Below are 14,938 nucleotides of genomic sequence, written 5' to 3' on the forward strand. Positions count from 1 at the left end.
TAGCCATGCGTCACCAGAAATCCGGTCGCAAGCTCAACCGCACGAGCAGTCACCGCGAAGCCATGTTCAAGAACATGGCCGCGTCGCTGATCAAGCACGAGCTGATCCGCACCACGCTTCCCAAGGCCAAGGAACTCCGTCGCGTCGCCGAGCCGCTCATCACGCTCGCCAAGACCGATGGCGTCGCCAACCGTCGTCTCGCTTTCGCGCGTCTGCGCGACAAGGAAGCCGTGGGCAAGCTGTTCATCGAGCTGGGCCCCCGTTACCGCGAGCGTCCCGGCGGTTACCTGCGCATCCTCAAGGCCGGCTTCCGTGCTGGCGACAACGCTCCGATGGCATACGTCGAGCTGGTCGATCGCCCGCGTACCGAGCCGGCTGCCGAGTAATCGGTTGCAGTCAGTGTTTTGCGAAACCCCGGCAGGGCAACCTGCCGGGGTTTTTGCGTTTTGGCGGTGCCAATATCACGCGGGCCTTGTAGGAGCGCACTTGTGCGTGACTAGCCTACGAAGTGGCGACGATGCGACGCTGCGGTCGCGCACAAGTGCGCTCCTACAGAACGGGCAGGGGATGATCGGCAGGGCTGACAGAGGGCAGGCAAGCGGGTAATGTCCCGTTTTCGCAACGCAACACAGTCACGCCATGAATCCTTTCCGCTGGTCGTATCGCGCTACTTGCCTCGCCGGTTTTGCCGTCTGTGTGGCCTTGCTGGGCTTTGCGCTGTATGCCGAGCATGTGTTGAACATGATTCCCTGTCCGCTGTGCATCTTTCAGCGCATCGCGTTCATGGTGATGGGCGTGTTCTTCCTGCTAGGCGGGCTGCACGCGCCGCGCGGTGGCGTGCGCTGGGTCTACACCGGCGGTGTGGTGCTAGGTGCCCTGGGCGGCATCCTCACGGCGGGGCGGCATTTGTGGCTGCAGACGTTGCCGGCGGATCAGATTCCTGCCTGCGGCCCCAATCTCGGCTACATGATGGATACGTTCCCATTCGCCAAAGTGCTAAAACTGGTGTTCACGGGCTCGGGCGAGTGCGCCAAGGTCGAACCCGTGTTTGGCCTGCCGATGCCGGCCTGGACGCTGCTCTGGTATCTGTTGCTGGTCTTCGCGGCTGTATATGCCGCCACGCGCAAGCGCGCCTGAGCGCGCGGATTGATCATGTCACACGCTATGCCTCTTGCACCGACATCGATGTACACCACGTCCGGCTGGGCGCCAGGTAGCTGGCAGCAGCGTCAGGCGTTGCAGCAGCCGCAGTACGAGAATGTTGACGAACTCGCACGCGCTACCGGGCAGCTCGCCACATTGCCGCCGCTGGTGACATCGTGGGAGGTGATTGCGCTCAAGCAGGCGCTCGCCGAAGCGCAGGAAGGTAAGCGTTTTCTGCTGCAAGGCGGCGATTGCGCGGAAAGTTTTGCCGACTGCACGAGCCCGGTGATCTCCAATCGGCTCAAAGTGCTGTTGCAGATGAGTCTGGTGCTGGTCCATGGACTCAAGAAACCGGTGCTTCGCGTGGGGCGCTTTGCGGGGCAGTACGCCAAGCCGCGTTCGGCCGACACCGAGACGCGCGATGGCGTCACCTTGCCTAGCTTCCGTGGCGATCTGGTCAATAGTCAGGAATTCACGCCGGAGGCTCGTCGGCCGGATCCGCAGCGCTTGATTCAGGCGCATGCGCATTCCGCTTTGACCATGAATTTCGTGCGTGCGCTGATCGATGGCGGCTTCGCCGATCTGCATCATCCCGAGTACTGGGATCTGGCCTGGGTCGAACACTCACCCTTGGCGGCCGAGTATCGCCGCATGGTGGCGGGGATCGGGGATTCGCTGCGTTTCATGGAAACGCTGGCCGGTCCCATCGCCGGTTTTTCGCGTGTGGATTTCTTCACCTCGCACGAGGCGCTGCTGCTGCACTACGAAGAGGCGCTGACGCGTCAGGTGCCGCGCCACCAGGGGTGGTTCAACCTGTCTACGCATTTCCCATGGATCGGCATGCGCACTGCCGCGCTGGATGGCGCCCACGTGGAATATTTCCGTGGCATCCGCAATCCGATTGCGGTGAAGGTTGGCCCTTCGGTGACGCCGGATCAGCTGCTGCCGCTGATCGATGCATTGAACCCAGAGAACGAGCCGGGCCGCCTTACGCTGATTCACCGCATGGGCAATGGGCCAATCGGCGCAGCGTTGCCGCCATTGCTGGCGGCCGTAAAGCGCGAAGATCGGCGGGTGCTGTGGGTGGCCGATCCCATGCACGGCAATACCGAAACGACCTCCAACGGCTATAAGACGCGCCGCTTCGACAATATCCGCGGTGAGCTGGACCAGGCTTTCGACATTCATGCTGCGGCGGGTACGCGTCTGGGCGGTGTGCACCTGGAACTGACCGGGGAGGACGTCACCGAGTGCATGGGTGGCGCTCGCGATTTGAACGAGGCGGATCTCGACCGGGCTTACAAGTCCATGGTCGACCCGCGGCTCAACTACGAGCAGTCGCTGGAACTCGCCATGTTGATCGTGCGCAAGTCCGCCGGTTCATTGGCTGTCTGACCCCGCTCATTTCGGCTGGTCCATTCAAAGCCCGGCGTCAGCCGGGCTTTTTTATCGGCGCTGACAGACGCAGGTTTGGCCATCGGGAAGAATAAGACGACCACTGCATAGCGCGTTTTCCTGCGACAATGGGCGGCACATTGGCAGCTCACGGACGCCGTCTCGCCGGCAGACATGGCTCGCCAGGTTCCTTGATTAGGGTTTGCACTACCTGATGGCAAAGGCAGCGAAAGAGATGGGCAACGCAGGGAGGCGCGCCGTACTTTACGCAGGATGTCGACACATCGCTGTCGTCGCTGCCTATGCCGCGTGTTACACGCTGCTTCGGGACGTCTCGGTATCGCACTGGAACCTCGCCTCGGGGTTGCGCGTGCTGTGCCTGCTGCTGGTGCCTTACCGCTATTGGCCCGCTCTCGTCGTCGGCGAAGCGATACCGCTGGCATGGCTGGGCTGGTCCAACCACGAGCGATTCGGCCTCTTGTGGGCCACGGTGGTTACAGTGCCACCCATCCTGTTTAGCGCACCGGTATTCGCATGGTGCCGTCGATACATGACATTGTTCCGAGCAGGGCAGGTCAATGTGGCAGCGCTGCTGTCGTGCATTCTCGCCGCCGCCACCGTCAGTGCGCTGGCTAACACCGGGTCGTTGGCGCTCGTGCAGATGCCTCCAGGCGAGGAGGTGCCGGCGATTACCACGCACATCGTGCTTACCTACTTCCTCGGCAGCTATCTGGGTGCGTTGACTTTGGCGCCGGCATTCCTTGCCTGGCGTAGCGGGTTTGCGCACTGGCGGGCGCTGGTAAGGGATGGTCTGGCCGGTGTACTACCCGCGCTGATCGCGCTGATGTGGCTGGCGTCTGCAAAGCATGGTGATGAGGTGGTGCAGATCTCGCGTATGGCCATGTTCTTGCCGGTGGCCTGGCTGACCTCGCGGTATGGATGGCAAGGGGCCGCCATCGGCGGCGCGTTGGCCAGTGTGGCGGTGCAGCTCACCGTGACCGCCGTGCGTGATCCGGCTGCGATACAAGCGCAGGCGCTGATCGCCTTTGCCATGTCGAGCCTGCTGCTTCTCGGGGCGCGCCTGCCCTTTGGCGTCAAGGCAAAGCCTGCCATCGACACCGACGCGTTGCGTGGTTTTCAGCTCGCGCAACAAGGCCTTTATCAAGAGGAGCAGCGTTTGCGCCATGTGGCGGAATCGCTGGAGCAGTTGGGTCAATCGGTACGCGATGGCCAGCGTCGCATGGTCGAGCGATTGCGCCCGATGCTGCCAGCAAGCATGGAGCACGGCTACGCGCGGCACCTCGAATTGACGCAAATGGAGCTGCAGCGTCTGGCCAACGCGTTGCACCCGCGCGCCTGGCGCGAACGTGGGCTTGAAGCGACATTCATGGATGGCCCGTTGGCGCAGGCATCCTCGCTGGCCGGTGCGGACTATGTCTGCGATGTCACCGGTAGCGGGCTCGATCAATTGGCGCCCGATGTCCACATGATGCTTTACCGGCAGGCATGCGAGCTGTTGGTGTATCTGCTTGCGCGCGAGCCGATGCGACACATCCACGTGCAGATTCGCGGCGGTTATACACATGGCCGCCGTTGGGTCGTGTTGCGTCTGACCGGTACGCGCGCTCAATCCGAGCAGCGGGGACGATCAGTACCGGAGTGGCGCCAGCTGGTGGCGCTGCTGGGCACCAACGGGCAAGGCATGGCGACGGTGCGCGAACGCGCGCTGATTTACGGCGGCGTTGTGCACGAACGGGAAAGTCATCACCACCTCAGAGTGGCTCTGCTGCTGCACGATGCGCTGCGGTTCGAATCCCGGCCAGCGGAGGCCGGTGCTCTGTTGGGGCATCCGCTTTCGGCCTAGCCGCCGCGGGGATAGGGGCTGAGACGTCTCTGGTCGTTGCGCTCTACATTCGCCGTATACGAATCATGCGACATGATGTCGCGAAGCCGTGGCTTGTACGGCGTGGCCTGCGTCAAGCTGATGCTGCTGCCTATAATCGGGGCAGGGGTGCCGTGCTGCCATTCGTAGCCGGCGCATTCATGCATCACGTGCACTAGGGAAGCCTATGAAAGCGCTCTCAGCAAAGCTGTGGCAGGCCGGGCGTATCGTTGCTGCATCGATGCTGATGATGGCCCTGGCGTGCGCTGGGGTGGCGCATGCGCAAGACGCGCAGCACCCGCCCATCCCCGATACGCTGCAACAGCGCATTGCTGCATGTACGGCCTGTCATGGCGTGCATGGCGAAGGCACACCGGAAAGCGGCTTTTTTCCTCGCCTGGCCGGCAAGCCGGCTGGCTATCTTGCGCGTCAGCTGAAGGACTTTCAGGACGGCCTGCGCAAATACGGCCCGATGGAATACACGGTGCGTTATCTCAGCCCTGAGTACATGCGCGAGATCGCCGAGTATTTCGCTGCGCAGGACGTGCCCTACAGCCGCTCGCCGATGCCCCGCCTGTCGGCCGATGCGCTCAAACGCGGCGAAACGCTGGTGGCGCATGGCGACCCTTCGCGGCAGATTCCCGCGTGCTCCGCCTGTCATGGTAGTCAGCTCACCGGCGTACAGCCGGACATTCCGGGGTTGGTGGGGCTGCCCTATGACTACATCAGTTCGCAGCTCGGTTCATGGCGCACCAAGACGCGCGCTACGGTGGCACCCGATTGCATGTCGGAGATCGCCAACCGTCTGAGCGAATCGGACATCAGCGCGGTATCCGCGTGGCTGGCTGGCCGCGAACTTCCGGCGGACATGCATGCTCAGCCAGCGGGTTCTGTCACACCCCCTTTGCACTGCGGCGTGTTGGGCGACAAGGGAGACGGCGCATGAAGCGCGTGCTGCTGATCGTGGTGTTGCTGCTGTTGGCGCTGGGCGGCTGGTGGATGTTCCACGGTGGCGCGAAGCAGCCCGTATCGCAGGCGGCGAGCAAGGTGGACGCGGCCACGCTGAAAGATCCCGCACGGATTGCGAAGGGCGAGTACCTCGCCACGATTGGCGATTGCGCCTCATGCCATACCCAGCAGGGTGGTGCGCGTTACGCGGGTGGCCGCGTGTTGCCGACGCCATTCGGCAATATTCCTGCACCCAACATCACGCCCGATCGCGAAACCGGCCTGGGTGACTGGAGCTTTGAGGATTTCTGGCAGGCATTGCACAGCGGCAAAGGCCGCCATGGCGAGCTGTTGTATCCGGTGTTCTCGTATACCTCGTTCACCAAGGTCACGCGCGACGATGCGCTGGCCATGTTCGCGTACCTGCAGTCGTTGACACCGGTGCATCAGCCGGCCAAATCACCGTCGTTGGAATTCCCCTATAACGTGCGCAACGGCCTCAATGCCTGGCGCGCGCTGTATTTCCACGAGGGCGAATACCAGCCTGATACGTCGAAGTCTGCAGCGTGGAATCGCGGCGCCTACCTGGTGCAGGGGCTAGGGCACTGCAACGAATGCCATGCGCCACGCGATGCGCTGGGTGGCCAGCAAAGCAACGGTTCGCTGGCTGGCGGACAGATTCCTTCGCAGAATTGGTACGCGCCCGACCTGAGCACACAAGCGAATGGCGGTCTGGCGGGCTGGAGTGAGCAGGATATTGTTGATCTTCTGAAGACCGGCCAGTCGGCGCGCGGTACAGCGTTTGGGCCGATGGCCGAGGTAGTGGCGCGTAGCACGCAGCATATGCAGGACGATGATGTGCGCGCGATCGCCACCTATCTGCAATCGTTACCGCCGCGCGCGCCGGTGGCCGAGCAGAAGTCGCCACTGGATCTCCGGCCGATCCTCGCGCAGGGCGCCAAGATTTATGCGGAACGGTGCGCCGACTGTCATGGCAAGGATGGCAACGGCGTGGCCGGCATCTATCCGCCACTGAACGGCAATTCCTCCGTGAATGAGCCGACCGGCATCAATGCGATGCGCGTCGTGTTGCTGGGTGGTTTTGCACCGGTGACGGCAGGCAATCCACGGCCTTATTCCATGCCGCCATTTGCACAACAACTGAGCGACAGCGATGTGGCGGCCGTGGTGACCTATATCCGTCAGACGTGGTCAAACAAGGCGCCGCTGGTGCAAGAGCGCGACGTGATCATGTACAGGCACACGCCGATCGATTGATCGCCGCGTGCCTGCGCACGAAAGGAATCGGTCCGATCGCACCGCCACGCGCCGGTTATATGGAAGCCGCAACGGCGCTCGTGCCGCTGCGCTGTGTTTCGTTGATGCAGCCGATGCCGATCAAGGTGGTGCGAAGCGCTTCATCCAGCGGGGTGTAAAGCGTGTCGCCGAGCCGTGCCTTGAGTTTGCCGTCGTCGAGGCGGATGGTGGCGCGCCACAAGTAGCGCATCTTGCACAGCTCGCGCATCGTTTCATTGAATGGCGACATCAGCCGCGCAAGCCACCAGGGAAAATGACCGGTCGCCATGCTTGCGTTGCCGGTGACGCGGCGCAGGGCTGCCGCCATGGCATGGCCATCAAGCCAGTAGCCGCCGAAATGAAAACTTTCGAACGGGGCGAGAGCGCTTTCCCGCGCCAGCAGGCGGGCGATGGTTTCGGCGACATCCGGTAGATACGCCCAGCTGTGGCCGATGTCGTAGCGCCCCGGGTAGAGCATGCGTTTCACGGGCGCGCCCTGACGAACCAGGCCCTGGGAGAGCCAGCTGCCGCCAGTACGCGGGCCGAAGAAATCGCCGCAGCGAACCACCAGCACGCGCACGCCATCGGCAGTCGCCGCCTGCAGCCGGCGTTCCATCTCCGTGCGGATCTCGCCCTTGCGGGTGGGCGGATGCTGCGGCGACGCCTCCCGCAGGGTCGGAAAGGCATCCGGGCCGTAGTTGTAGATCGTGCCCGGCAGCACGACGCGGGCACCATGGGCGCGGGCGGCGGCGATGGTGTGATCCAGCATAGGCAGCACCAGTTGGTCCCAGCCGCGATAGCCCGGCGGGTTCACCGCATGGACGATCACGCTGGCGCCCGCAGCGGCGCGCAGCACGTCATCGGCATTCATCGCATCGCCCTGCAGCCACTCGATGCCATCGAGGTGTTGCGAGGGGAGCGTCCGCACCAGCGCGCGTACCTTCCAGCCGTGCCGCTGCAGGGCAAGGCAGGTTTCGCGGCCGATGCCGCCGTTGGCGCCGATCACCAGGGCTGTCTGTCGGGTCGTCATGGCTGGGGTCCTCATTGAAGTGGAGGCCAGCTTGCCGCCCGGCACCATGAAATAAAATTGCCTAATATTGAAGATCTGCTATACAAATATGTATGACTACCATCGGCCCCGGTTGGGAGCTCTACCGATCGTTTCTTGCCGTCATGCGCGAGGGCAGCCTCTCCGGCGCGGCCCGGGCATTGGGCATGACGCAGCCCAGCCTGGGCCGGCACATGCGCGAGCTGGAGTCGGCGTTGGGGGCAGTGCTGTTCGCCCGCTCGCCGCAAGGATTGGTGCCGACCGAACTGGCGCAGGAGTTGGTGCCCCACGCGCAGGCCATGGCCTCCGCATCGGCGGCGCTGCAGCGCACAGCCTCAGCTGGGCGTGGGGAGGTCAGTGGCAGCGTGCGCATCACCGCCAGCGAGATCATCGGTGCCGAGGTGTTGCCGCCCATGCTGACTGCGTTTCGCGAGCGGCATCCGGGCATAGTGATCGAGCTGGTGCTGTCAAACCAAACGGCCGATCTGCTGCGTCGTGACGCCGACATCGCCATCCGCATGGTGCAGCCCAGCCAGGAAGCCCTGGTGGCGCGGCATGTGGGGAGGATCGAGCTGGGGTTGTTCGCGCATCGAAGCTATCTCGACGCCCATGGGCATCCGGCCACCCCGGCCGATCTGGCCGGACATGCCCTGATTGGCTTTGATACCGAGGCGCCTTACGTCCGGCGATTGCGGCCCACCGGGCTGCCCCTTTCCCGTGAGCACTTTGCGCTACGCACCGACAGCGATCTGGCCGGTCTGGCGGCGCTGCGCGCCGGGTTCGGCATCGGCTTCGTGCAGGTGGGCCTGGCGCGGCGGAATCCCCACCTGGTGCGGTTGCTGCCAGAAGCGGTGTCATTGCCGCTGGAAACCTGGGTTGTGATGCACGAAGACCTGCGCCAGAGCTTGCGGGTGCGCCGGTTGTTCGACCACCTTGCGGAGGCCCTTGGCGGCTACGCCAGGGGCGACGAGTGAGTCGCGAGGAGTGAGAAGTGAGAAGTGAGAGAAAGGCCCGCACCTTCCGGGCGCCGCTCTCTCTCGTTGCTCACTCCTCTTCACTCACTCCTGGCTTCACCAGCGCCGCCAGGTCTCGCCATGGACTCAGATCCCAATGTCCACGCGCCTGGCCGGAGGGCGAGGGCAGGACAAACAGCTGGGTGGCACCCATACGTTCGGCTTGCAGCCCGTAACCCGCTGCGCGTCCCAGCGCAGCGCGGGCGGCCGCCTTGCTGGTGAAGGCGAGCACGCGCGGCGCAACACGTTCGATCCGCGTGCGCAGCGCGGCGACGTCGAAGGCGTCGCGGGGCAGCTCGTCGTCATTGCCTGCGTGGTGCTTGGCCAGATCGGTCAGGCCGATGCCGAGTGCCGGCAACAGCGGAAACTCCGATGGGGCGAACAGGCGCGGCGTGAGTTGCACGGCATGCAGCGCGCGCCAGAACAGGTTGCCCGGATGGGCGTAGTACGCCCCTTCGGTGGCCGAGCGCCGGCCGGCGGCGGTGCCGCAGAACACCAGCGACAGGCCCGGCTGGAGCAGGTCGGGGAGTATCGTCTTGCGCATCGCCCGGCAGCATAACGGCGGCGCCTGCCCGCGACCTAATGGAACACTGCCCGGTACACGAATATCCCTGATTTGCAGGGATTCTGGGCACCAGTTGGCGTGCCTGCTGAATCGAACGTCGGCGAGCTTCGCCATGCATCGACAGTGTGCGCGTACTGCCGCTATAAAGATCGCCCATCCAGGGGAATACCGGTGAGCGAAGAAATCCTGATCAACGTGACCCCGCGCGAGACCCGCGTTGGCGTAGTAGAGAACGGCATGTTGCAGGAGGTGCACGTGGAGCGGGCCTCCCGTCGCGGCTATGTGGGCAATGTCTACAAGGGCCGCGTGCAACGGGTGATGCCCGGTATGCAGGCGGTATTCGTCGATATCGGGCTGGAGCGCGCGGCGTTTCTGCACGCCTCGGACATTCTGCGGCCGCCGCTGCCCGTCGCGGCCGAAGGCGCCGAGGTAGTGACCAACGGCAATGGCCATGTGCCTTCGATCAGCGAGTTGGTCCATGAGGGCCAGGAGATCGTGGTGCAGGTGGTGAAAGACCCCATCGGCACCAAGGGCGCCCGGCTGTCCACTCACCTTTCCATTCCCTCACGCTATCTGGTGCTGCTGCCGCACGCCCGGACGCTGGGCATCTCCGCCCGTATCGAGGAAGAGGAAGAGCGCCAACGCCTCAAGGAGGTATTGAACACGCTGATCGGCGAGAACCCACTCGGTTATATCGTGCGCACCAATGCCGAAGGGCAGACCGCCGAGTCGCTGGCGTTCGACGTGACATACCTTGGCAAGGTGTGGCGCGTGGTGCAGGAGAACATCGCCAAGGCCAAGGTGGGCGAGCGGGTGTACGAAGAGCTGTCGCTGCCGCTGCGCAGCCTGCGCGACATGCTCAACGACGACATTGAAAAGGTGCGCGTGGATTCGCGCGAAACCTTCGAGAAGGTCGTGAAGTTCGTGCACAAGTTCATGCCGCACCTGGACGACCGCATTGAGCACTATGCCGGCGAGCGCCCCATCTTCGACCTGTATGGCGTGGAGGATGAAATTCAGCGTGCGCTCAAGAAGGAGGTACCGCTCAAATCGGGCGGTTACCTGATCGTCGACCAGACCGAGGCGATGACCACCATCGATGTGAACACCGGCGGCTACGTCGGTTCGCGCAACCTCGAGGAAACGGTCTACCGCACCAATCTGGAAGCCGCGCAGGCAGCGGCGCGCCAGCTACGGCTGCGCAACCTTGGCGGCATCATCATCATCGACTTCATCGATATGACCGACGAAGAACACCGTCGTCAGGTGCTGCGCATGCTCGAAAAGGGCCTGCTGCGTGATCACGCCAAGACCACCGTTTACCCGATGTCGGCGCTGGGTCTGGTGGAAATGACCCGCAAGCGCACCACCGAAAGCCTGGAGCGGCAACTGTGCGAGCCCTGTCCGGCATGCAGTGGACGAGGCACGGTAAAAACCGCCGAAACGGTGACCTACGAGATCTTCCGCGAGATCACCCGCGCGGTGCGCCAGTTCAATACCGAAAAACTTCTGGTGATGGCGAGCCCCAAGGTGGTCGGCCGCATCCTTGAGGAAGAGTCCGCCGCCGTGGCCGAACTGGAAGAGTTCATCTCCAAAAGCATACGCTTTCAAGCTGAGGAGCATTACTCGCAGGAACAGTTCGATGTCGTTTTGCTTTGAGAGTCTGGTGGTGAGCGCCGCCGGGCGGGTTTTGTCGTGAGCGGTTCGTGAATACGCTCTGGCGTAAGCGCATGCAACTAGCTGTCCGGGCCTTGGCCTGGGCCGCTGGCGTGGGCGTTATTTCGCTCGCCGTGATGATGGCGCTTACCCAGCTTCTGCTGCCCTTGCTTGCGCGTCACCCGGATTGGGTGGCAGCACAGCTGAGCGCCAAGCTGCAGACTCCGGTGACGTTCCAGACGCTGGAAGGGCGCTGGCAACCGGCAGGGCCGTTGTTCGTGATGCGCGGTGTGACCGTGGGGGCGAATGAAGGTGGCGCGCCGCTGCACATTCCGGAAACCGAGCTGAAAATCGATCTGGGCGGCTGGCTGCTCCCATCGCGTCATCTGGTGAATCTGCACGCGCAAGGACTGCAGCTGGATATCAGCCGGGATGCCGACGGTACCTGGCACATCAACGGCATCGGTCTTGCCGGTGGTGAGGAACAGCAGACCCCGAGCTTCGGCAAACTGTCAGTGGGTCTGACGTTGAGCAACTCGCGGCTGGACATTACCGACAACCGGCTGCATCGCCACTATGTGCTGGTGGCAGAGCAGCTGCGTATGAGCCGACAAGGTAGCCGTGTTCGCGTGGGCGCATTGCTGCGCCGCGAAGGTGCGCCCGGTGAGGTGCGTGGCGCCGGCAATTTCAGTGAGGACGGGGCCGACGGCCGTCTGTGGATCAGCGGCAAGGACATCGACCTGCACGCTGTTTCCAATGGCATCGATCTGGGCGGCTATACGGCCGAAAGCGGCAGCGGCTCCTTTGACAGCTGGCTCGACTGGCGCGACGCCAAAGTGGTACGCAGTCTTACGCGCTTCCATCTGAGCGAGCTGGCGCTCGGTAACCCCGATGGTGCAATCGCCAACGTGCCGGCCCTGAATGGCATGGCGGAAGTCACCATCGAAAAAGATGGCTACACCTTACGCTGGGCGGCTGATGACGGCGGCGCTGCGATGGTTGCCTTGCATGGCATGAGCACCGATCAGGCCCATGTCGAAGCGGCTGCGAGCAATTTGCAGCTGGCTTCGTTGGCGCCATGGCTTGCGCTCAAGCCGCAGCTGACGACCGGTCTGGCGCAGTGGGTCGGCGGTGGCAAACCGCGCGGCCAGATCACCCGCGCGCAGCTGGCCTGGAGTCATGCCAACGGGCTGCAAGGCCTGAACGTCGCATTCGAGAACCTGGCGATCAATCCGGTCGGCAAGCTGCCTGGCATCGATGGCCTGAGGGGTGAATTCCGTGGGGATGCGCAGGCCATGGCGGTGTCGCTGCCTGCGCAGTCCACTGTGCTGCGCTTTCCCCACACCTTCCGCGAGCCCTTCGTGATGTCGAAGCTGGCTGGCGATGTCACGTTCTGGCATGAGGACGATGCCTGGCATATCGGCACCGATCCTTTCAGCTTTGAAGGTGCGGGATTCGGCGGCAACGCGCGTGGTGAAGTGGCGTTGCCCGATGCAGGTGGGCGTCCGTTCCTTGATCTCTACGCCACGGTGACGCACGCCGACGTCGTGGCCGCCAAGCTGTTCTGGCCGATCGATTCCATGGCGCCGGCCGCGGTGGAGTGGCTCGATCAGGCATTAGTCGGCGGCAAGATCGACCACGGCGACATGCTCGTGCGCGGCGACCTGAAGGATTGGCCGTTCCACCATAACGAAGGCCGCTTCGAAGCACGTGCCGAAATGAGCGGGCTGGATCTGGACTACGGCAAGGATTGGCCGCACGCACAGAATGTCACCGCGGTTGCCAACTTCATCAACGGCGGCATGCTGGTCGAGGCAAGCGCTGGCGAATCGCTGGGCAACAAGGTGGATCGCGCCGTCGCGCTGATTCCTGAATTCGGCAACACCGTGCTGGATCTCAATGTGAGCGGCAGCGGCACCGGCGCCAGCATGATCGAGTTCGTGAAGCGCAGCCCGATCGGTATCCATCAGGCCGATATCTTGTCCAAGATGAAGCTTGGCGGTACCGGAGCCTTCGACTTTCACCTCTCGTTGCCGGTCGCCGATGCCCCCAACTTCCTGCTCGCCGGACACGCCCAGCTCAAGGGCGTGGACTTCGATGCGCCGGAGTGGAACCTCAAGCTCGACAAGCTCACCGGTCCGGCCACCTTTGACAAGGCAGGCTTTCATGCCGGGCCGCTGGATACCAGTTTCCGCGGACAGCCGTCCAAACTGGATCTGGCCATCGCAGGTGCGACCGGGCGTCCTGACACCGTGATGGCCGCGAAGCTCAGTGGCCGTTACAGCATGGCCGAGCTGACCCAGGGCTACAAAGAACTGGACTGGCTCAATCAGGTGGCCGAAGGCCGCAGTGATTTCACCGTGGGCTTCAACATCCTGCACACCAATGGTTCGGTAGCGACCACGCAACAACTGAGCGTCGATTCGACATTGAGCGGCATGGCGCTGACGTTCCCGGTACCTTTGAAGAAGTCGCCCGACGCGGCACTGCCGCTGCATGTGGATATGAACCTGCCGATGCAGGGGAGCGAAGTGCAGCTGAACATGGGGCAGGTGGTGCGTGCTCGCATGCGTCTGCCGCAGAACGAAAGCCAGCCGTTCGCGGCCACGTTTGCGTTCGGCACCAAGATGCCAGACGCCCTTCCGAATTCGGGCATACGCGTACGTGGCCGCGCCGCGAAGCTTGATGTGACCGGCTGGGTGCGGTACGCCGCATCGAGCAGCACCAGTAGCGGTCCTGGCATGGAAAGCATCGACGTTTCCGCGGATCAGGCCATGGTGTTTGGCCATCCATTTGCCGACATGCATTTGCTTGCGTCAGTGCAGTCCGATGGCATGACCGTGGAGGTGGATAGTGCAGGGCTGGCCGGTCGATTCGGTATTCCGCTGGCGGACCTCAACAAGCGCGGCGTGACCGCACGACTTCAGCGTTTGTACTGGCCAAAGGATGTGGTGCCGCCCAAGAAGAGTGCGGCGGATGCCAACACGCCTCCAGCCACGGATACCGCGGCGGCGAGCGCCAACCCGGTGCAGCCCGCGGCAAATCCGGCAAACACGGGCATAACGCCTTCGGCCTTGCCGCCATTCCACCTGTGGGTGAGCGACCTGCGTTTCGGCGATTCCAAGCTAGGCGATTTCCGGCTTGAAACCTGGCCGACCGATCGCGGCATGCATATTGATCAGCTGCGCACCTTGGCGCGCGGCGTGCAGATCAATGGCACGGGCGACTGGGAAGGCACGGCCGGCAACAGTCACTCGCACATGCGCATCGATTTTGCCGCCGAGAACCTCGGTGAAATGTTGAGTGCTTTCGGTTTTGAAGGGCTGCTCGCCGGTGGCAAGGTGCGATCGCAACTCGACGCCTCCTGGCCCGGCGCCCCTTCGGCGATGGAGCTCGGCAATATGGATGGCAAGCTCAGCATCAACATCACCGATGGACGCATGCCGGAAATTGGCCCCGGCGTAGCGCGTTTGTTCGGCCTGGTATCGGTGCTGGAATTGCCGCGCCGGCTTTCATTCGACTTTGGCGATGTGTTCGGCAAGGGACTTGCCTTTGACGCCATCAGCGGCGACCTGAAGCTCGGCGATGGCAACGCCAATACCGATAATTTGCAGATCCGCAGCCCGGCCGCCGAAATTTCCATCAAGGGCCGTACGGGCATGCGTGCCAAGGATTACGACCTGCAGGTGCTGGCCGTTCCGCACGCTGGCAACAGCCTGCCGATAGTGGGCGCGGTGGTCGGTGGACCCATCGGTATCGCCGCCGGTTTCGTGGCCCAGGGCTTGTTGGGCAAGGGTATCAATCACGCGGCAAGCGAGCGCTACAAGATCACGGGCAGTTGGGATAAGCCGGTGATCACGCTGATCGAAAGGAAGAATGTGCTGTTGCCTTCGGCAGTGGTGCCGGGCACCGACCTGTCGCCAGCACCCGCGAGCAGCACTGGACATTGAAGCGGTTCGCGAAACTGCAGGAGCGCACAAGTGCGCTCCTGC

11 protein-coding genes are annotated in these 14,938 nt (G+C 63.4%); 9 read left to right on the forward strand and 2 right to left on the reverse strand.

Translation table 11 applies throughout. The features are described from left to right. Nucleotides 1-5 precede the first annotated feature (5 nt). The 6 genes from rplQ (at nucleotide 6) to OQE56_RS09240 (ending at nucleotide 6,646) form a co-directional block, all read left to right on the forward strand. A complete protein-coding gene (rplQ, locus tag OQE56_RS09215) occupies nucleotides 6-386 on the forward strand; it encodes a 50S ribosomal protein L17 (RefSeq protein ID WP_267223700.1) in 381 nt (126 codons plus the stop codon). 253 nt (nucleotides 387-639) lie between these two features. After that, nucleotides 640-1,137 (forward strand): disulfide bond formation protein B, encoded by a 498-nt coding sequence (locus OQE56_RS09220; protein WP_267223702.1) that lies wholly within the window; start codon nucleotides 640-642, stop codon nucleotides 1,135-1,137. Between the two features lie 15 nt (nucleotides 1,138-1,152). Continuing rightward, a complete protein-coding gene (locus OQE56_RS09225) occupies nucleotides 1,153-2,538 on the forward strand; it encodes a class II 3-deoxy-7-phosphoheptulonate synthase (RefSeq protein WP_267223704.1) in 1,386 nt (461 codons plus the stop codon). A gap of 214 nt (nucleotides 2,539-2,752) precedes the next feature. Continuing rightward, a complete protein-coding gene (locus OQE56_RS09230) occupies nucleotides 2,753-4,402 on the forward strand; it encodes an MASE1 domain-containing protein (RefSeq protein ID WP_267223706.1) in 1,650 nt (549 codons plus the stop codon). Nucleotides 4,403-4,607: 205 nt separating this feature from the next. After that, nucleotides 4,608-5,366, forward strand: coding sequence for a c-type cytochrome (locus OQE56_RS09235; protein ID WP_425601612.1), 759 nt, complete (start codon nucleotides 4,608-4,610; stop codon nucleotides 5,364-5,366). Beyond that, nucleotides 5,363-6,646 (forward strand): cytochrome c, encoded by a 1,284-nt coding sequence (locus OQE56_RS09240; RefSeq protein WP_267223708.1) that lies wholly within the window; start codon nucleotides 5,363-5,365, stop codon nucleotides 6,644-6,646. The genes OQE56_RS09235 and OQE56_RS09240 overlap by 4 nt, the downstream gene beginning before the upstream one ends. Nucleotides 6,647-6,701: 55 nt before the next feature. Here OQE56_RS09240 and OQE56_RS09245 read toward each other — a convergent pair whose 3' ends face one another. Then, nucleotides 6,702-7,694: an NAD-dependent epimerase/dehydratase family protein gene (locus tag OQE56_RS09245; RefSeq protein WP_267223709.1), complete on the reverse strand. Its 993-nt coding sequence runs from the start codon at nucleotides 7,692-7,694 to the stop codon at nucleotides 6,702-6,704. Between the two features lie 92 nt (nucleotides 7,695-7,786). Here OQE56_RS09245 and OQE56_RS09250 point away from each other — a divergent pair, with 92 nt between their 5' ends. Continuing rightward, nucleotides 7,787-8,686 (forward strand): LysR family transcriptional regulator, encoded by a 900-nt coding sequence (locus OQE56_RS09250; protein ID WP_267223710.1) that lies wholly within the window; start codon nucleotides 7,787-7,789, stop codon nucleotides 8,684-8,686. A gap of 70 nt (nucleotides 8,687-8,756) precedes the next feature. Here the strand turns inward: OQE56_RS09250 and OQE56_RS09255 are convergent, their stop codons facing one another. Next, the gene (locus OQE56_RS09255; RefSeq protein ID WP_267223712.1) at nucleotides 8,757-9,269 is read right to left on the reverse strand and encodes a mismatch-specific DNA-glycosylase; all 513 of its coding nucleotides are present in this window, start codon (nucleotides 9,267-9,269) and stop codon (nucleotides 8,757-8,759) included. A gap of 192 nt (nucleotides 9,270-9,461) precedes the next feature. Here OQE56_RS09255 and rng point away from each other — a divergent pair, with 192 nt between their 5' ends. Together rng and OQE56_RS09265 are read left to right on the forward strand one after the other, a co-directional pair. After that, nucleotides 9,462-10,949 (forward strand): ribonuclease G, encoded by a 1,488-nt coding sequence (gene rng, locus OQE56_RS09260; protein WP_267223714.1) that lies wholly within the window; start codon nucleotides 9,462-9,464, stop codon nucleotides 10,947-10,949. Between the two features lie 71 nt (nucleotides 10,950-11,020). Beyond that, on the forward strand, nucleotides 11,021-14,896 hold the full coding sequence (locus OQE56_RS09265) for a YhdP family protein (RefSeq protein ID WP_267223716.1): 3,876 nt from the start codon (nucleotides 11,021-11,023) through the stop codon (nucleotides 14,894-14,896). The last annotated feature ends 42 nt before the right edge of the window (nucleotides 14,897-14,938 follow it).

This window comes from Dyella silvae (assembly GCF_026421305.1).
Classification (GTDB): Bacteria; Pseudomonadota; Gammaproteobacteria; order Xanthomonadales; family Rhodanobacteraceae; genus Dyella; species Dyella silvae.